This window comes from Candidatus Vicinibacter affinis, from assembly GCA_016714365.1.
GTDB classification, from domain to species: Bacteria; Bacteroidota; Bacteroidia; order Chitinophagales; family Saprospiraceae; genus Vicinibacter; species Vicinibacter affinis.
Map to the genome: position 1 here is coordinate 240,814 of JADJNH010000005.1, position 20,100 is coordinate 260,913.

Here is a 20,100-nt window from a genome sequence, read left to right on the forward strand (position 1 = left end):
AGGATTTTTTATTTGCTGGGGGGTGGATGTTAATGTATACTGAAAAACCGCCACCCTTTATCTCAATTTTTATCTTTGTGCTATGAGTCGGTCGATCACAATTTACAACAGTCTTTCCAGAGAAAAAGTACCCTTTAAACCTATTGTTGAAGAAAGAATAGGTATGTATGTCTGTGGGCCAACTGTCTACAATGACGTCCATCTTGGTAATTGTAGAACCTTTGTGTCATTTGATATCATTTACAGGTATTTACTTTTTGCTGGATTTAAGGTGCGATATGTCAGAAACATCACTGATGTGGGTCACTTGTTGGATAATGGAGAAGATCGCATGGCAAAAGGTGCCAGATTAGAGCAATTAGAACCCATGGAAGTTTCCCAGAAATATACCAATGGGTTCCATGAAATGATGAGGATTTTTAACACTCTTTCTCCAAGTATTGAACCTAGGGCTACTGGCCATATTATCGAGCAAATAAAAATGATTGAAGATATCCTTGCCAGAGGATTCGCTTATATAAAAAATGGTTCTGTCTATTTTGATACCCCAAAATTTATTAATGATGGATATCCTTATGGACAACTAAGTGGTCGAATTGTAGAAGAACTCGTCGCTGAATCCAGAGATAACCTAAAGAATCAAGATGAAAAGAATCACCCAGCTGATTTTGCTTTATGGATAAAAGCTTCTGAAGAACATATTATGCGCTGGGAATCACCTTGGTCAGTAGGCTTTCCTGGCTGGCATTTGGAATGTTCTGCAATGAGTACCAAATACTTGGGTGAGACTTTCGACATCCATGGAGGAGGTAATGACTTGAAATTCCCTCATCATGAAAATGAAATTGCGCAAAGTATGGGTTCCTGCGGACATCCTCCGGCAAATTATTGGTTACATACCAATATGCTCTTGCTAAACGGAAAAAAAATGTCCAAAAGTGATGGCAATACAATTAGTCCTCAGGAATTATTTACCGGAAACAGTGACCATATTAGCAAAGCCTTCTCACCAATGGTTATTAAGTTCTTTATGCTTCAGGCACATTATCGAAGTCCATTGGACATTACGGATGAAGCGTTACAAGCTGCCGAAAAGGGTTATAAAAGGTTGATGGAGGCTTTTAAGTTAGTGTGCAATTTAGACCCTGAGCTTTCAACTTCTGGAACTAAAGATCAGGAAATCTTGAGTATAATCGACCAAAGTCTAATGTACATGGATGATGACTTCAACGTTCCTAATGCTTTGGCTTCACTATTTGAATTAGCTTCTATATTAAATTCCTTCAATGACGGTCATATTAAATCCAGTGAAATTGGTCTGAATGTATGGAACCAATTGAAAACCCACTTCAATGTGCTAATCACAGATATTTTCGGACTGAAAGACGAACAAAATACCGAGGATAAAAGCACCACTAATGGTTTAATGCATCTAATTATAGATCTTCGAAAGGATATCCGCGAAAGAAAAGACTGGGCTTCAGCTGATAAAATTAGAGATAGTTTGTTTGCTTTGGGTATACAGCTTAAAGACGGCAAGGATGGGACTTCTTGGAAAAAAAATTGATAGCCATATTTGCTTCAATAGATTCTTATTTCGAGATAAGTTCCTGATTTTCTTTCTAATATTATTTTACAACTGCTGCTTTAACAAGTCAAATAGATCGGTAGATCATGCCCCTGAATTTGATAACATTGTATGGCTCAATGGCCCTGAGCAAAAAATCACCAATTTGGTTGGAAAAGTAGTGCTTATCCGTTGGTGGACTGATGAGTGTGAATATTGTGTCCAGACGTCGCCCAGTCTAAATAATTGGAATTCAGAACTTCAGGACTCAGGATTGGTGATTATTGGAATGTATCACCCAAAACCTGGTCCTCGAGACGTTGAAATAAATGAAATCTACAAATATATCCGGGAAAAGAATTTTCTTTTCCCCATTGGCATTGATTCTGAATGGAGAAATCTACAAAATTATTGGCTTCGGTATGGCCCAAAAGCCTTTACTTCTGTCAGTTTTTTAATTGATAAAAAAGGTAGAATCAGACATGTTCATCAAGGAGGAGAGTTTCATAAAGACACAATTGTCGGTCACGGGAAATGTTTAAAAGACTATTGGGAATTAGACAGTACCCTAAGGGTTTTGCTTGCTGAATAGTTTTTGTGCCTACCTTTGTTGGCATGCAAAAAAACATTCTTAATCAGCTACTGAAGAAAAAGAGTCTTGGTATAAGAAGTCTGGCTGTTTTAATTGATCCGGACCATCAAAAAATACGAAACATTGATGAAATTATTTCTGAGGCCAATGCCCACGCAGTTGACTACTTTTTCTTAGGTGGAAGTCTTGTACTCCAGGATCGTATGGATGAGGTGCTTAAACTTATCCGTGAGCAATCTAACATTCCAAGTATTATTTTTCCCGGAAGTGGGTTTCAGATTAACATACAAGCGGATGCTTTGCTCTTTCTTTCTTTGGTTTCGGGAAGAAATCCGGAATTCCTTATTGGAAAACAAGTTGAGGTTGCTCCCAAACTTTATAGTTCTAAAATTGAGGTAATTTCAACAGCATATTTGCTGATAGATGGAGGATCAAGTAATACTGCAAGTTATATTTCCCAGACATTACCTATTCCACATGATAAAATTGAAATTGCAGTGGCAACTGCTCTCGCAAGTCAGTTTCTGGGATTTCAATTGCTTTTCATGGATGCTGGAAGTGGGGCACGTCGCAATGTTTCGGCGGAACTTATAAATAAAGTCTCTGAGGTATGTGACCAACCTTTAATTGTTGGTGGGGGAATTAAAAATGGTGAGCAGGCCTATAATATGCTAAAGGCTGGTGCAGACGTATTGGTTATTGGAAATGCAATTGAAGAGAATCCTCTGCTCATTCGTGAAATAAGTGCTGCTGTAAAACAAATTAACGCATTGGATCTCAGGCGGGTATAAAATGAAAAAAGGACTGATTATTCGCTCAACTGGAAGCTGGTACGAACTCATTGAGGAAGTTTCTAATAATAGATACAGCTGTAGGACTGCAGGAAAAATGAAACTGTTGAAAAAAGATCTTTCTAACCCAATTGGTGTTGGAGATTTTGTCGAATTTGAACCTGAAAACGAAAATCAAGGTATTATCCATAATATTCATTCTAGAAAAAATTACATCGTTCGTCAAAGTCCAAAAAATAAACATCAACTGCACCTAATCGCTGCAAACATTGATTTGGCAGTATTGGTTACCACCTTAAAACAACCCACGTTCAAACCAGGGTTTATTGATCGCTTTTTGATCACCACAGAGCCACAAAACATTCCTGTTTTAATTGTATTTAATAAATCTGATATTTGGGAAGAATCAGAGTTGTTATTATTTGAAGAATGTAAATCAATTTATAATAATATTACATTTGGACTCTTAGAGGTATCCACTGTAACTTTAAAAAATATTGACTTACTAAAAGAAAAAATATTAGGTAAAACCTGTCTTGTTGCCGGTCAATCTGGGGTTGGGAAAAGCAGCCTGCTTAATGTATTGCAACCAGGTATAGGATTGAAAACTTCAGAAATTTCAAGCTCTAGTGGTAAAGGAACACACACCACAACTTTTGCAGAAATGTTTATTCTGTCAGATGGAACTCGTGTCATTGACACTCCCGGTATTAAAACGCTTAGTTTTAATAATCTTGAAATAATGGATGTGGCACATAACTTTAAAGAATTTTTCGAAACCTCTGTAAATTGTAGATTTGGCTCTCAATGCACACATCGAAATGAACCAGGTTGTGCTGTTAAAAGCGCAATTGAGAGCGGCCATATCTCATTTCAACGGTACCAAAATTATCTTAATCTGGTAGATGAAATTGAATCTCAAAACTACTGGGAACGAAATAAAAAATTTTAACAATTTCCTAAAAACTGGTTTTTAACTTGGTATCTCTTTGATGTCTCAGTATAGCCAATTCTATTAAATGGTCCAACAATTCAAAATAAGGAATTCCGCTAGCCTCCCATAACTTTGGATACATACTGATACTGGTAAATCCCGGCATTGTATTAATCTCATTTATTACAATTGTCCCATCAGGTTTAAGAAAAAAATCAACTCGTGCAAGGCCCTCACATTCTATAGCTTGGAAAGCTTTTATGGCTGCTTCCTGAATTGTTTGTTCTTCCTCCTTAGTGATTGAAGCCGGTATTATCAACCTGGCTCCATCTGCGTCAATATACTTTGCTTCGTAAGAATAAAATTCCACTTGAGAAACAATTTCTCCTATCAAAGAAGCTTTTGGATATTCGTTTCCTAAAATTGCGCATTCAACCTCCCTTCCTTTAATAGCCTCTTCTATAAGAATTTTTTTGTCGTATTGAAAAGCGTCAGAAACTGCAGAATCAAATTCCAATAAATTATGAACTTTATGTACACCAACCGAAGATCCTGCATTGGCTGGTTTAACAAAAATCGGTAATCCTAGTTTATCCTTTACCTCATTAAATTTCAATTTTGCCAATTCTTTTTTGTGGACACAAATGAAATCTGCAACTGGAATTCCGGCATCCCGCCACAACCTTTTAGCTACATCTTTATCCATTCCAACTGATGAAGCAAGTATGTCTACCCCCACAAAAGGAATGTCTAATGCTTTAAGCATCCCTTGAATCGTTCCATCTTCCCCGAACGTACCATGCAATATAGGAAAAACGACATCCAAATGGTTTAGTATCTGATTAGTGTTTTTATCAACTGTATTAATTAGATCATTTTGCTTTGTTATATGTATTTCAGGTGAAATATCCCTGTTTTCAACTGCTTTTAAAGCTTTGAATTCGGACAAAAATTGTTGCTCCTGCTTGAGATACCATCTTCCATTTTTATCTATGCTTATTAAAATTATATTATATTTATTTCTGTCCAGCGCTTCAATAATACTTATTGCCGAACGTATAGATATTTCATGTTCAGCCGACTTTCCGCCGAATATCACACCTAAATTAATTTTTTCCATTTCTTAAATAATCAGATTAAAAAAAATAGCTTCACTTACATATTTCAACTTAGAAATTCATACTAATTATTTTCGAATTTTCGAACATAGCGAAAACATAAATTAATTGAACTTATTTAGTCAACTGATAAATTCATTTAATTTCAATAACTCTTATTATCACCTTCTCCAAATTAATTACCCGTTTGTATTTAAGATTTAATTAACCCTATTTTAGTAAACTCACATAAAATAATTCAAATGATTAAATGAATTTATGTTCCTAACAAATTATTCTTAATGACTTAGGCAATACATTGAAATTTATGAAATCCGTCTCACCCTTATACTCTCCGTCTATATGCAAATCAGTTGGTCTGTTTAAATGAATTGTACCCTGGGATTGAGCATAAATTTTAGTCAATTCCGATTGATCAAAATTTTTTGTGAAAACATCATACATAACACCCGGAACTTGATAAAATTTAGGTTTTCTGAACAAAACAATTTCAGCCATTCCATCAGAATTACTCGAATTTGGAGAAATATAAGCTCCATTGCCTAACTGTGAGGAATTCGCAATTTCCAGTGTTAAAAGTCCCGAAAAGGTTTGATTAAGAAAATTAACTTGAATTTCAGGATATTGTGAATATCCGGTTAAACCCAATCTAAGATATGCACTAAAACCTCTACGTCCATCTTGCCCAAAAATTTTAGCAACATAGGCATCAAAACCAACACCTGCTGTATTGCAAGAAATAAAATTATTTACCTTAATTACATCACATTCAATAAAGTGTTTATTTTTTATTTTCTCAATACAAGATTCAATATTTTTATTTATTCCCATATGCCCTGCCAATCCATTACCGGATCCATTAGGAATAATTCCCAATAAATTAGTGCTAAACAACATGGGTTCTGCAATCTCATTTATGGTGCCATCTCCACCAACAGCCACAATAATTAGATCTTTTTGTAAACATAATTTCTTTACAATTTCCTTGGCATGTCCGGGATATTCAGTTACATGAATGTATAAATTCTCCCCTTCAAATCTTGCTTTGATTTTTTCAATTATACCTTCTCCCTTATAGGATCCTGACTTTGGGTTTATTATAAAATGATATTTTTCCAAAAAATGATTTTATAGGTAGCAAGCATTAACAAAAGAATTCTACAAAGATAGAACTTTTGTTGTTTGATTTAACTAATCAATCGGGATTTAGCTAAAGTCAATTGATCTGTTTCCTTATCTTTACACCTTTTATAAAAATAAGGGTTTTATGTACAAAGAAATCAAGAGCCTGAACCTACAGGAAATTGATCAGGAAATGCTCAGTTTTTGGGAGGCTAACAAAGTATTTGAAAAAAGTATTGAAAGTAAAATAGGCGCAGAAAATTTTGTATTTTATGAAGGCCCTCCCTCTGCCAATGGTAAACCGGGAATTCACCATGTTATGGGGCGAACTGTAAAAGACTTATTTTGCAGGTATCAAACATTGATTGGTAAGAAAGTTTTTAGAAAAGGTGGTTGGGACACTCATGGACTTCCAATTGAGCTAAGCGTTGAAAAAGAATTAGGAATCACCAAAGAAGATATCGGAACTAAAATTACAATTGATGAATACAATCATAAATGCCGGGAAACGGTCATGCGGTTCAAAAGTGAATGGGATGAGCTCACCCGAAAGATGGGTTATTGGGTAGATTTGGATAATCCTTATATAACCTTTGAAAATGATTATATTGAATCTGTTTGGTTCTTGTTAAAAAAAATTTACGAAAAAAATCTATTGTACAAAGGATACACCATCCAACCCTATTCCCCCGCTGCCGGAACTGGACTAAGCACTCATGAACTGAATCAACCAGGATGTTACCGTGAAGTAAAGGATGTTTCCGCCGTTGCTCTTTTTCAATTAGAGGCTGCCTTGAATCCTAATATTGAAAATAGTTTTAAGGATTTTAGTCCCATTTTCTGTGCCGCCTGGACAACCACTCCTTGGACGCTGCCTTCAAACACTGCGCTCGCCGTTGGTGAAAAAATAAAATATTGCATTGTTGAAACGTTTAACCCTTATACAAAGGCGAAAAATTATATTATTCTCGCAAAAGACCTCGTCCCTAAATGGTTTAAACCTGAAATGGAATGGACAGCAACTGGCCCTTTGCCTGAACCTATTGATAAAAACATAAATTACAGAATTGTAAGTCAGGATTTTTTTGGATCGAGTCTACAAGGCTTAAGTTACCGTCCGCTTTTTAATTATGCCAAACCAACAGAAGGGGATGCATACAAGATTTTGATTGGTGACTTTGTATCAACAGAGGAGGGGACGGGTATTGTACATATTGCCCCCTCATTCGGAGCAGATGATATGCGGGTAGCTAAAAAATATGGCATTGGCACATTAACACTTGTAGATCGACAGGGAAAATTTACTGAAGAGGTGACAGATTTCGCCCATGAATATGTAAAAGAGGATTTTCTCTCAGAAGAAGAAAAACATCACGAAAAAATAAGACTAGGTTTAGATCGCTATCTTTCAGTAGACGAGCGTATAGTAATCAAATTAAAATCCGAGGGTAAGCTTTTCAATTCTCAAAAATATGCCCACAATTATCCACATTGTTGGAGAACAGACAAACCTGTTTTATATTATCCATTGGACAGTTGGTTTATTAAAGTGACCGCTATTAAGGATCGTATGGTTGCTTTAAATAAAACTATTAACTGGAAACCAGAGTCTACAGGTGTTGGTAGATTCGGTCACTGGCTGGAAAATCTTCAGGATTGGAATCTGTCAAGGTCGAGATATTGGGGTATTCCTCTTCCTATTTGGAGAAATAAAAATGGCGATGTTGCAAAATGCATTGGTTCAATAGAAGAATTGCAGCTGGAAATTGAAAAAGCTAACAATCTTCTAAACCTATCTCAAATAATCCCACAAGATTTACACCGACCTTATATCGACCAAATTATTCTGGTAAGTGAGGATGGAAAAGAGTCTTTATCCAGAGAACTAGACTTAATTGATGTTTGGTTTGACAGTGGTGCTATGCCTTATGCCCAAATTCATTATCCCTTCTCTGGAATCAAACTTTCCTCTGAAAATTTTCCTGCTGACTTTATCGCTGAAGGTGTAGACCAAACCCGAGGATGGTTTTATACACTTCATGCCATTGCAGCGCTTGTTTTTGACTCTGTTGCATTTAAGAATGTAGTTTCAAATGGATTAGTACTCGATAAAAATGGCGAGAAGATGTCCAAAAGAAAAGGGAATGTAATTGATCCCTTTACAACACTTACCACTTACGGAGCGGATGCAACAAGATGGTATATGATCAGTAATGCAGATCCTTGGGAAAACTTAAAATTTGACTTGGAAGGCATTACTGAAGTTAGAAACAAATTCTTTGGAACTTTATTCAATACTTATAACTTCTTCGCCATCTACGCCAACGTAGATCAGTTTAAAGTTACAAATGGAAAAAATATTCCAATTGAAACAAGACCAGAGCTTGATCGTTGGATTTTGTCAAGATTGCAATCTTTAATAAAGGAATACAAAATCAATATGGACAATTACGAACCCACCTTAAGTACAAGGTTAATTGAGCGGTTTGTAAATGATGACTTATCAAACTGGCATGTTCGCCTTTCACGAAGAAGATTCTGGAAAACCGACACTTCAAATGAAAAAATTTCAGCATTTATTACGCTTTATGAATGCCTGATCTCTGTCAGTCAGCTGATCGCTCCATTTGCCCCATTTTTTGCAGATTGGTTATATAAAAATCTTATAGAAGGTTCAAATGAAAATAAATCAAATGAAATTGTTTCTGTTCATTTATCTACATTACCTATTCAAAATGATTCTTGGGTAAACCTTGACTTAGAAAGGAGAATGAATTACGCTCAAAGAATTTCATCGCTTGTACTTTCTTTAAGAAAATCTGAAAAAATTAGGGTCCGCCAACCACTCTCCAAAATTTTACTTCCTATATTAGATGAAAACTTCCAATCAGATATAAAACTTGTTGAAGACTTAATTAAAGCGGAAGTAAATATTAAAAAAATAGAATATATATCTGGGGATACTGGTGTCATTGTAAAGCGAGCGAAGCCAAATTTTAGGACATTAGGTAAAAAGTTGGGAAAACACATGCAGCAAGCAAGTAAACTTATTTCAAATTTTAGTAATTCTGAAATTGCTGAAATTGAAAATGGTTCAAATGTTCAAATTGACATTGATAATAACTTTTATCAAATTACGCTTGAAGATATTGAGATCTTTTCTGAAGATATTCCAGGATGGTTAGTTAGTTCAGATAATGATATAACCGTCGCCTTAGATATTAATCTTACTGATGAACTTATTGCAGAAGGCACAGCAAGAGAAATTATTAATCGAATTCAAAATATAAGAAAATCCAGAGACTACAATATTACTGATAGAATTCTTGTAAAACTAGAAAGTCATCCTGAAGTAGTAAAAGTCGTTACCGCTTTTAAGCAAATGATTTGTAATGAAGTACTTGCAGATGAATTAGAATTAGTAGATAATAACTTTAATGACAACATGGAATTATTTGAAGATCTAAATATCACTTACTCAATTTCTCTTAATTGATGGCGTACTTTTTTGGATTTTCAAAACAGATTTCCAAATAAAATAATTGCTTACGTTTAATTATATCTTTTCAATTACGAGAATTAGTGGATTTTTTCTTGAAAGATAAAATCTAAATGAATATTAGCCTATAGTTTACTTAGGAATTCTTTAATTTCTTGAAGACTTTTTACTTCTGTATTAATTACAAATTTGTCGTTACTAATTATTGTTTTTTCGTCAGAGCCGAGATAATAATCATGCTTCCCTTTTCCAATTACAATATAGCGAACTTCTTCCCCAACCGGTAAAGGTCCAAAACAAACTTCAATTCCGCTTCCTGAACAACAAGGCGTGATTACTGAATTTAAACTCTTAAAAACACAAAAGACCTGAAGAGTAATACTGTCGCCTCTATTGGGGAAAATAGGTTGAATACACGGTTCTGCCCTCTCAATTGTTGTAAATTTTGCAAAGTAATCAAAATTAACCCAATTCAATCGCTTCGGGAAACACTCAATTCCTATATAAACCCTCGAAGAATCTTCCCATCTAACCTTAGATACATTGTTTTGAACATTAGGATTACCATCGGCTTCTACCCAGTTGAGACCTGAAGACTTTTCCTCTCCATAAAATAATTCCATTGAAGATGTAAATGGTTTTTCATAGACTAAGCGAATTTGATAATCCATTCCATTTGCAAGCTCCAGTGTTTTATTTTCATAAAATGCCCGCACATTAAACATGCCCGCAGAAATCAATACCTCATCTCCAGAGTTTGTACCCACACTATTTTCCAACATCTCTTTTTTATTTAATACCCTTTCAACAACCACCTTTAATGTTTTTGAACCTAATTGATTACCATTAAGTACAAAAGAATTTGGTTTAAAGCTAATAAATGAACCATCATTAAAATAATAAGTAAATCCTTTGTCATTAGAAAATTGGAAAATCGCACTATTAGCTTTCAACTCATTAAAAGAATTCAATACTTTGTTTCTATCAGTAATGATTATATTGCTTTTTTCATTTTGAATAAACTCATCTATATCGCGACAAGATGAAAGAGAAAAAAAGAATCCAAACAATATTAAACTCAATCTTAAATAATATTTTAAACTTTTCATTTTATTTGTCTTTACATAGTTGACAGTAAGCCTTGCCCATTTGTTGCCTACTCAACTACCTTATTGTATAATTTAATCCCAGTTTAACATGATACGAAATATATTTTTGATTTAATATATAATCTATATTGTTAAATGTACTTATAAAATACATGATGCCAGGTTCAACGAACATTTTAATGTTTGGACTAATTCTTTTGGATACCTGAAAATTCATAAATGCAAAAATCCCAACCTTGGTTTTGAAAACCTCACCACCGGATGCACCAGCTGAGTGAACAGATTTTGGTCTAAGTAAGTTATCGAATATTATTCCTTTGTGACTTGACCATATATTGAGTCCTACTCCGGGTTGGATAGAATATCCAATATTTCCTTTATTGAATTCATAAGCCAATGAAATAGGAATATGCAACATCCTATGATAATTATTTATACTTAAGTACCTGGCACCATATATCGTATCTTTTCTTACTAACTGACTATCTGTATACACTTCTATTACCTTATAGTCGTTTGTATTTCTATACTTAAACTTTTCATGAATATGCTGATATTCTAAACCAGCTCTTAGTGCAATTTTTGAAAAAGTATAAATACCTCTTATCCCAATTATACCTGAAACCATTGAGCTTTCTGAGTTTATTCGACTTTTCCTATAATCTTGGCTTTCTGTTGTTTTGGCCGTCAACAAATATGGATTATATCCAGGTCCCGCATATAATTCTATTGCAAACCCTCTACCCTGGTTCTTATTAAAATTGTAGCATTCTGTGTGAATACCAATCATAAATTTTTCCTTAGAATCTATAATTATTTTTCCTAATTTTTGGGGTAAGAAATTCATATTAAATAATTCAGCTTTCAAAATCTGAATATTGTTTGGTGCCTCAAAATTGGGTTCAAATATTTCTCTTTTAATTGAGTTTGCAATTTTTAAATTTTTGTTTTGATTGGCGTTATTGTTTTGGCTAATATTTTTTTCCTTTTTATATCTTTTATCATTAAATGTTACATTTTTTATTCCATTCACTAAATTACTATTTATACTGGACGATTGTAATTCATTTGATAGTCTTACGTCGTCAGGTGAAGATTGTAATTGCTTCAAAATTGGATGATTACCCCTATTAGTTATTTTTACATTTCCTTTCTGGGTGTAGCTATTATCAAGATTGGATGGATTCACATTTTGAATAAACCATAATAAACTAAAAGTGCTGATTAAAAATATACCGGAATAAAAAATTGAAAAGTAAAATTTGTTTCTTTTCCTCTTCTGTGGCAAATTTTTCTGCACAGTTATCCAAATATGATCAGGAACTTTTTTTTCTTGAAAATATAATTTTTTTCTTACAATATCCATCCAATTGTTTGTCATACTGCATATTTTACTTCAGGTTGTAATTCGGTTATTTTTTTTGCCAGACAATTCTTTGCTTTGTGCATTTGTGACCTGCAAGTTGACTCTGTTATTTGAAGCATGGTTGCAATTTCATCATACCCATATCCTTCAATAACGTGAAGATTAAAAACAGTTCTGTATCCTATTGGCATATTTAACAGAAGTTCTTCTAATTCTTGATAGCTCAATCTTGATACTGCATCACACTCCACTGATACTGCCATCACGACTTCATCTTCAAAATTTACCCATTGAGCTTTTGCATTCTTAAGGCTTGAGAGACACGTGTTTACTATTATCCTCCGAATCCACGCTCCCAAATCTCCGCTTGCATTCCAACTTTCCAGGTGCACAAAAACTTTAATAAAACCATCTTGTAAACAATCTTCTGCTTGTTCCTGACTCTTGCAATACCTTTGACAAACGGCCATCATGCTTGGAGCATAACTGTCGTAAAGCTCCTTGCAGGCTTTTTGATCGCCTTTCAGACATTTACTTGCCAGAAGTTTATTATCCATCCATTAGACTTGACCGCCTGAAACTATAATTTGTTGCCTTAGAAAAGGACAAATTCAATTTAAATCAAAATTAATAGAAAACTAGTTATCCTAAATCGACCATTTTTTCAACGGTTATTGTTGATATACTATGTTCCAGAAAGCAAGCCGCTTAAGAAATTGCTAATGTTAATCTTTTGGATCAATTAATCCGGTTCAAATCCAAGAATTAGATTAAATCTAGCATAACTCTTTAAAGAGGCGTTTTGCTCAACTAACCAAGGTTTGTCAAAACCAAATCCATAATCAAACCCTAGTAAACCAAACATCGGTAAAAAGACTCTTACTCCTACCCCCGCTGATCTTCTCAGATCGAATGGATTGTATTCTTTAAAAGAATACCAAGAGTTTCCTGCTTGATAAAACGTTGTGGCATAGATTGTTGCACTTGGATTGAGTGAAAGAGGATATCTTAGTTCTGCGGTGAATTTGTTAAAAATTGTCGCAAAACCCTTATCTACCGTGTTATAATATTCATCTGTATTTCGAGCTGCAATATCTTCAGGCTCATAACCTCTCATGGCAATTATATCTCTTCCTAGAATAGCAAAATTCTGGTTATTTAATCCATTTCCACCCAATGAAACCCGCTCAAATGGAGGAGCGCCCAACTTCTTATTATAATAGCCTAACATGCCCATTTTGGCATTGAAAGAGAAAACTAATTTACTGACCAGGTTAAAATACCATTCGCCATCAAATCTCCATTTATGATATTCAACCCATTTGTATTTTTCTGTAGGTGAATCTGCCGGATTATAATCTTTTTTAAACAAGGAATATGGAAGTGTCAGCTGAGCTGATAAACTTAAACGTGAACCGGAGCGAGGAAACAACGGTTCAGAAACTGTACTTCTGGCAATTGTATGCTTGAAGGAGAAATTATAAAAATTTCCATCCCGTATGGCCACTCCGTCTACAATAAATAATGGATTATCCACCAAGGATATACGCTCAAGGTTTATAGCGCTGGTCCTGATAAAATTGTCGTCTGGCCACCTCAATTGTGAACCCAATGCAGCAGAAAATCTAAGATTAGTGAATTTACCTTGGCCGACCGAGGTGTTATCTACCTGCGTAAAAACCCCACCTAATGTAAAAGAATTTGGCTTTTTACCCCCCAACCAAGGTTCTGTGAATGAAAAATTGTATGACTGAAAGAATTTACCATTGCTCTGAGCTCTCAAGGAAAGCTTTTGCCCATCTCCCTGCGGCAATGGACTCCAAGCTGACTTTTTAAAAATATTTCTGGTAGAGAAATTATTAAAAACCACCCCAAGTGTACCAATTAATCCAAACGCACTCCAACCGGCTGATAATTCCAATTGATCAGAAGGCCTTTCCTCTACGGAATACTCGATGTCCACAGTTCCCCTTCTTGGATTGACCGGTGTATTAATTCCCATGGTTTCAGGATTGAAGAAACCCAGCGCCATTATAGCTCTTTGTGACCTGATAATATCTGATCTGCTAAACTTTTGGCCCGGTCTGGTCCTGATTTCCCTCCTTACTACATGTTCATTTGTTCGGTCATTACCTTTAATTGTAACGCGGTCTATGGTAGCTTGAGGCCCTTCAATTATTCTTATTTCAATGTCAACTGAATCCTGGTAAATATTCATTTCAATAGGCTCAGCCTTAAAAAATAAATAACCTTCATCCATATATAAACTACTCACATCTCTTCCATCTTGGCTAAAACTCAGCCTCTTTGATAAAAGGTCCTGATCATAAACATCGCCCTTTTGAATGGAAAGGACATTCTTGATTTGATCTTCTGGATACAGACTGTTTCCCTTAACTGTAATATTCCTGAAATAATACTTTTTGCCTTCTTCAATTTGAATGCTAATTTTAAGATTACCCCTCTTAGTTCTCCATATTGAGTCCTTGGTAATCTCTGCATCCCGGAATCCTTTAGAATTATAATAACCAATTAATTTTAACTTATCCTCCGTAAAATCATCTTCAATATATTTCGATTTTGAAAAAACTTGCCATAGCCGCTTTGTTTCTTTTAACTGCTTTCTGAGCTTAGTCGAACTTATATGCTCATTTCCTTTAAAAGTTATGTTGTGGATTTTTACTCTTCTTCCCTTATCAATATCTATAACAAGTCTGGCAGAGTTTTCCTTTTTTTCTTCCTTAAATTCAAAAATTTTGACTCGACAATCAAGATAGCCCTTTTGAAGATAATGGTCTTTTATTCTGTAAACAATGTTCTCTTTAACGTCTTCTGTAATAATACTGTTCTTTAACAATTGGCTGTTTACCAATTCATTTAACTCTTCGTGGGCTCCTTTTTTTACCCCTTTGAAGGAATGTTTAGAATATCTTGGTTTTTCAGTAACCTGGATTTCAAGCACTACGACATCACCCACTACATTAGAAAACATTATATCAACAGCTGAAAATAGCCTTTGCTTATAAATTGATTTTACCGCTTGGGGAATTTCTGGTCCGGGTACGGTGATTTTTTGACCTACCCTTAGCCCTGAGATTCCAATAATTGCGTTGGCATCACTATACTGGTTCCCTTTTACGTTTATAGAGCTTATTTCATATGATTTTTTATCATAATCCACATAGGTCTTCTCTTGAGCTTGGACTAAACAAAGTAAAAAGTTGAATAAAAGAAAAATATAATATTTCATAAATAAAAAATACTAAAAAATCATAACGATTAAGAGCCCTGTCTCATTGCACATGCGAAGTTATTAATAAAGAGCATGTAATGCGTCTTTTGTTGCGAATTTTAACCAGGAATTAGGTCATTGAAGGAAAATTATCCCATTTTAGATAAATAAAATTTTCCTCAGGTTGACAAATAAAATTTTCCAAATTTGAATAATTTTTAATATCCCTAAACTATAATACGGCAAAAAATTTCGAGAGTATTGAGAATTTAGCCAAAAAACATAACTAAATTACTCTCAAATCGGTTTTTGATGACAAATCTACTTCCAATAAAAACCAAAATTGTTAACATTTCAAACTTGCATTAGATTTGACATTTACTCATTTGAATAATTGAATTATAATTGTCATCGCATGTGAAAGTGAAGAACTAATTAATGCGAGCTAAGATTTTTGGTTTTGTATAGAAAAAATTTCTACAAATGAGGGGGGCCAAACATATTGTAAGTAAGGTTTTCCGTTGCTATATTTTCGATTTGAATTATGAAGTAGATAATTCCAATATTAAATATTTGAAAAATATTAACTTCAGACTAACTTTCTTAAATTATGAATTGCAATAATTATGAGTCTCTATTTTTAATAATTTTGAAGGTATTACATTTTTCCTCCAATTGCACTTGTCTGTGCGAAAATTAAAACTTTTCATTGTTATAATACACCTCAAAAATTAATGAACTTGATGAATGATTTTAAATAGAAGTCAGAGATTAAAATTATTGAAAATCCTGCACATAAAAATCATATTCTCGATCCAGATAAACAAACCTAAGAAAAATGTCTTGTGTGACAATTAAACTTGTTCATAATCTTAAGATCAGTTATTTTTGTAAAAATTTGCTTTGAGACAACTATCATTAATTAGCGCTTATCTTTTTCACCCCCTTTTCAGTTTTGTCTATACCTTCTTTTTGTTACTCTGTCTTAAGCCTCATTGGTTTGGAGTTAACCATTTTAGCCATTCTGGACTTTTGATTGTTCTTATATTAATATATACATGTATCATTCCATTAATTGCGGTGGCTCTTTTAAAGTTCGTAGGATTGATCAAATCGTTTGAAATGACTGATAAATATGATCGGATCATTCCACTGATAATTTGTCTTATTTTTTACCTTTGGATGTACATCAACTTAAAAAACGATGATAACATACCAAAAATATTCATAGCCTTCATTTTAGGTAGCATAATCTCCATTATCCTGGCATTTGTAATCAACAATTGGATAAAATTAAGTTTGCATTCTTTGGCCTTTGGAAGTATGCTCTGTTTTTGGTTGACAATCAGAATATATTTTTGCCAGGATGGAGTATATTATTTTAGATTTTCAAACATGAAAATTTCAGAATTTCATCTGAATTATTTCATTGGGCTTTTAGTTTTGCTTAGTGGATGGGTTGCAAGTTCTAGAATTCTACTTGGTGTGCATAATTTAAAGGAAGTTTATTTGGGCTTTATTATTGGTTTTATATCTATCTTGTTGGCAATTTCATATACTTTTTAGTATGAACAACTTAGAAGAAATCATTCTCAAAACCTGGGACAATCGTGACCTTTTAAAGGAATCTCAAAATGTATCTGCCATCCAGGAAGTGATAAGACTCTTAGATACTGGAGCAATAAGGGTAGCAGAACAACTCTCTCCTGGTATTTGGAAAGTTAATGAATGGATCAAAAAAGCAATTTTACTTTATTTTCCCATTTCAGAGAATAAAGTTATTAATGCTGGTGATCTCAGTTTCTTTGACAAAATTCCAACGAAAACTAATTATGAACAACTCGGGGTGAGGGCTGTTCCTCATGCCATTGCTCGTTATGGAAGCTTTATAGAACGTGGAGCAATTTTAATGCCTTCCTATGTAAATATTGGTGCTTATGTTGGTTCTGGATCCATGATTGACACATGGGCAACAATTGGATCATGTGCCCAAATTGGCAGAAATGTACATATTGCTGGTGGTGTTGGAATTGGCGGTGTTTTAGAACCTCCACAAGCACAGCCTAACATAATTGAAGATGATTGTTTTATAGGTTCAAGATGCATTATTGTAGAAGGTGCGGTAATAGAAAAAGAAGCTGTTTTAGGCGCAAATGTTGTAATTACTGCTTCAACTCATATTATTGACGTGTCAGGTCAAGAACCTGTTCATTATAAAGGAAGGGTTCCTGCCCGTTCAGTTGTAATTCCTGGTTCGTATCCAAAAGAATACCCAGCGGGAACATTTCAAATTCCTTGCGCTTTGATTATAGGAAAAAGAAAAGAAACCACAGATAAAAAAGTTTCTCTTAATGATGCCCTAAGAGATTATGGAATTGGTCAATAATTAATATCACTCAACATGTCGCTTCAATCGGAATTTAATGACTACAGAAGTAAAATGAACGATGTACTTCTGTCCCATGATAACCTACCTTTAAAGAGATTTTTTTCTCTTGATCATCAAATGTACCAGGAGGGTTCCCTTACAGTCAAAACAAAAGAATTGTTAGGTTTAGTTGCGTCCATGGTTTTGAGATGTGATGATTGTATTAAATATCATCTTGGCAAATGTTACGAACTAGAAGTTACTACTGAAGAAATCTACGAAGTCTTTGCAATTGCAAATATGGTTGGTGGTTCAATTTGTATTCCTCATACACGACGTGCGGCAGAATATTGGGAAGAGTTAATTTCTTCAAAATAGTTAAGTCAAGTTTGATAAAATAGAATTTCGTCGCTATGCGAATTTAACCTATTGTGTCGACCAATTAGCCAACTTGTAAATTTCTAATAATAAAAAAGCCCAAATTTGCACGGCGCAAATTCAGGCTCTTTCGACTAAGGTCTCAAAATAAGAAAACTACGTTCTTTATCAAAAATGCAAAAGCACTTTGAATTCTATCTTTAAATTGACTTTTGGCATCAACCAAAACCCAATCATTAAACATCAACTTTATAATTACTTATAGGGGTGTCAATAACTTTTAGAGACACTGCCTCCGGGATTTGCTGTAAAATTATAATACATATTTAAGAAAATCAAATATTTGAACTAAAATATTTAAAAAAATTTTATATATAATAATTTGATGTGTATGGATCTTGCCTATACACATTAAAAAAATAATTATATCTAATTGATAATAAGCAGCTTATATAATAACAAAGCTTTTATGTTAAAAGGTCTGCTTCTCAAGACTCTATGTTAGTTTGTGCAATTTCCTTGTATCTTTTGACCTGCCTTCGTATCTTTGCAGGCCTTCATACCCGGGTGGTGGAATTGGTAGACACGTACGTTTGAGGGGCGTATGCCGCGAGGCTTGCAGGTTCAAGTCCTGTTCCGGGTACATTTTAATATTTAACACCCTAGTCTGTTCTGACTAATCAGGTTCTTTACTTGCATTTAGAATCAGCTTGAAATAAAACCTTTTGCTTATCATACTTAAAAAGGTCTAATATACTTTTTACATACTATTTTCACGGTACCAAATAAATGAAAATACCAGCTCTTATGAAAAGTTCTATCAGAATTCTTGTTCTTACTTTATTTCTGGCTTCTTGCACCAATATAAATAAAATTATAGAAAGTGGCAACTATGATGATGCCATAACCAGACTTACCTCAAAACTTACCGGCAAAAAGAAGAAAAGCCGTGAAAATGTTGTAAATCTAGAATTTGCTTTTAAAAAAGCCCAGGCTAGGGATTTAGCTTCTGAAGCGGAATATCTTATGGATGATGATGAAAATAAGTGGGAAAAAATTTATTTAATCCATACAAGAATTGAAAATAGACAGAAAATGATTGAAGGCCTCCTACCTCTAATCTCTGAAGATGGATATAGAGCTGGATTTACTTTTATTAACACTTCCGAAAGAAAAAAAGAATCTAAGGCGAATACGGCAGAATATTTTTATAAATCTTCTCAAAATCTATTAGATGAAAGCAAAATAAATAAAGACAAACAAGCTGCCGTTGAAGCGTATGCCCTACTTAATAAAATATCACAACTATACAGTAACTATAAAGATGTAAACCAACTTAAAAAGTTGGCTTTGGAGCTTGGCACTAAAAATTTTCTGGTTAAAATTACCAACAATACTTTGACAGTAATGCCAGCTCAAATGGAAAGAGATTTACTTAGTATAGCCGTAGATGACCTCAATAAAAACTGGAAACATTTCGATATGAAAGAAAACCCTTCTACCGACTATGATTATCACATAATATTGAACCTTACTAATCTAGAATTTAGTCCGGAAAAAGAAAAGTCTAGAATTTATGAGGATGTATTCGAGGAAGAAGTAGAAGAAGCTTTAAAAGACAGAAAAGGAAGACCGGTTTTTGACTCTCTTGGAAAAGAAATAAAAATTAAAACTTCCAAAAAATATTCTTCAACTTTGGAAGAAGTTGTACAATTTAAATCTGCAATTTTGAACGGTAGATTAGAATGGATTCATCAACCTAGTAAAAATGTAGAGTTTTCCCGCCCTCTTACTGTAGAGGTAATTTTTGAGAATAAATATGGAAAACTTATTAGAGGCGATAGAGATCATTTAAGTGATGATTCCCGAAAGAAAATAAAATCATATAGCCAGACCTTTCCTTCAAACGAATCTATGCTTTTAGATGCAAGCGAAAAGTTAAAACTATTAGTTAAGGATTATATCTACGAACGAGAACGATGATAAATTGAATTTGATAATTGACCTAGAAAAACACTATGTAA

General features: G+C 34.0%; 15 protein-coding genes and 1 tRNA gene. 10 read left to right on the forward strand and 6 right to left on the reverse strand.

Going from position 1 to position 20,100, the window contains the following annotated elements:
• Positions 1–82: 82 nt before the first annotated feature.
• Genes IPJ53_01320 through rsgA form a run of 4 tightly spaced genes read left to right on the forward strand, consistent with a single transcriptional unit; the run spans position 83 to position 3,902 of the window.
• Positions 83–1,567 carry a cysteine--tRNA ligase gene (locus IPJ53_01320; protein ID MBK7797729.1) on the forward strand — a complete coding sequence of 495 codons (1,485 nt, stop codon included), beginning with the start codon at positions 83–85 and terminating at the stop codon, positions 1,565–1,567.
• Positions 1,542–2,159: a TlpA family protein disulfide reductase gene (locus IPJ53_01325; protein MBK7797730.1), complete on the forward strand. Its 618-nt coding sequence runs from the start codon at positions 1,542–1,544 to the stop codon at positions 2,157–2,159. Before IPJ53_01320 ends, IPJ53_01325 begins: the two co-directional genes overlap by 26 nt.
• Before the next feature lie 23 nt (positions 2,160–2,182).
• Positions 2,183–2,950, forward strand: coding sequence for a geranylgeranylglyceryl/heptaprenylglyceryl phosphate synthase (locus tag IPJ53_01330; GenBank protein ID MBK7797731.1), 768 nt, complete (start codon positions 2,183–2,185; stop codon positions 2,948–2,950).
• A 1-nt stretch (position 2,951) separates the two neighbouring features.
• Positions 2,952–3,902, forward strand: a complete 951-nt coding sequence (gene rsgA / locus IPJ53_01335) for a ribosome small subunit-dependent GTPase A (protein ID MBK7797732.1) — start codon at positions 2,952–2,954, stop codon at positions 3,900–3,902.
• A 7-nt stretch (positions 3,903–3,909) separates the two neighbouring features.
• Here rsgA and ddlA read toward each other — a convergent pair whose 3' ends face one another.
• Together ddlA and IPJ53_01345 are read right to left on the reverse strand one after the other, a co-directional pair.
• A complete protein-coding gene (gene ddlA / locus IPJ53_01340; GenBank protein MBK7797733.1) occupies positions 3,910–5,004 on the reverse strand; it encodes a D-alanine--D-alanine ligase in 1,095 nt (364 codons plus the stop codon).
• Positions 5,005–5,266: 262 nt separating this feature from the next.
• Positions 5,267–6,121 (reverse strand): hypothetical protein, encoded by an 855-nt coding sequence (locus tag IPJ53_01345; GenBank protein MBK7797734.1) that lies wholly within the window; start codon positions 6,119–6,121, stop codon positions 5,267–5,269.
• Positions 6,122–6,269: 148 nt separating this feature from the next.
• Between IPJ53_01345 and IPJ53_01350 the strand changes: the two genes are divergently transcribed.
• Positions 6,270–9,620 carry an isoleucine--tRNA ligase gene (locus IPJ53_01350; GenBank protein MBK7797735.1) on the forward strand — a complete coding sequence of 1,117 codons (3,351 nt, stop codon included), beginning with the start codon at positions 6,270–6,272 and terminating at the stop codon, positions 9,618–9,620.
• Between the two features lie 128 nt (positions 9,621–9,748).
• Here IPJ53_01350 and IPJ53_01355 read toward each other — a convergent pair whose 3' ends face one another.
• The 4 genes from IPJ53_01355 to bamA all read right to left on the reverse strand — a co-directional run bounded on the left by IPJ53_01355 (position 9,749) and on the right by bamA (position 15,348).
• Positions 9,749–10,594, reverse strand: a complete 846-nt coding sequence (locus IPJ53_01355; GenBank protein MBK7797736.1) for a hypothetical protein — start codon at positions 10,592–10,594, stop codon at positions 9,749–9,751.
• Positions 10,595–10,787: 193 nt separating this feature from the next.
• On the reverse strand, positions 10,788–11,765 hold the full coding sequence (locus IPJ53_01360; GenBank protein MBK7797737.1) for a hypothetical protein: 978 nt from the start codon (positions 11,763–11,765) through the stop codon (positions 10,788–10,790).
• A gap of 344 nt (positions 11,766–12,109) precedes the next feature.
• Complete coding sequence (locus tag IPJ53_01365; GenBank protein MBK7797738.1) at positions 12,110–12,655, reverse strand: RNA polymerase sigma factor; 546 nt, start codon at positions 12,653–12,655, stop codon at positions 12,110–12,112.
• Positions 12,656–12,840: 185 nt separating this feature from the next.
• A complete protein-coding gene (bamA, locus tag IPJ53_01370) occupies positions 12,841–15,348 on the reverse strand; it encodes an outer membrane protein assembly factor BamA (protein MBK7797739.1) in 2,508 nt (835 codons plus the stop codon).
• Between the two features lie 1,104 nt (positions 15,349–16,452).
• On the opposite strand from bamA, the gene IPJ53_01375 reads away from it, so the two are divergent.
• The 5 genes from IPJ53_01375 to IPJ53_01395 all read left to right on the forward strand — a co-directional run bounded on the left by IPJ53_01375 (position 16,453) and on the right by IPJ53_01395 (position 20,059).
• Positions 16,453–16,896: a hypothetical protein gene (locus IPJ53_01375; GenBank protein MBK7797740.1), complete on the forward strand. Its 444-nt coding sequence runs from the start codon at positions 16,453–16,455 to the stop codon at positions 16,894–16,896.
• A 1-nt stretch (position 16,897) separates the two neighbouring features.
• Positions 16,898–17,716: a 2,3,4,5-tetrahydropyridine-2,6-dicarboxylate N-succinyltransferase gene (locus tag IPJ53_01380; protein MBK7797741.1), complete on the forward strand. Its 819-nt coding sequence runs from the start codon at positions 16,898–16,900 to the stop codon at positions 17,714–17,716.
• 15 nt (positions 17,717–17,731) lie between these two features.
• Positions 17,732–18,076, forward strand: coding sequence for a carboxymuconolactone decarboxylase family protein (locus IPJ53_01385; protein ID MBK7797742.1), 345 nt, complete (start codon positions 17,732–17,734; stop codon positions 18,074–18,076).
• Positions 18,077–18,637: 561 nt separating this feature from the next.
• Positions 18,638–18,719 (forward strand) — tRNA-Leu (locus IPJ53_01390).
• Between the two features lie 164 nt (positions 18,720–18,883).
• Positions 18,884–20,059, forward strand: a complete 1,176-nt coding sequence (locus IPJ53_01395) for a hypothetical protein (protein MBK7797743.1) — start codon at positions 18,884–18,886, stop codon at positions 20,057–20,059.
• The last annotated feature ends 41 nt before the right edge of the window (positions 20,060–20,100 follow it).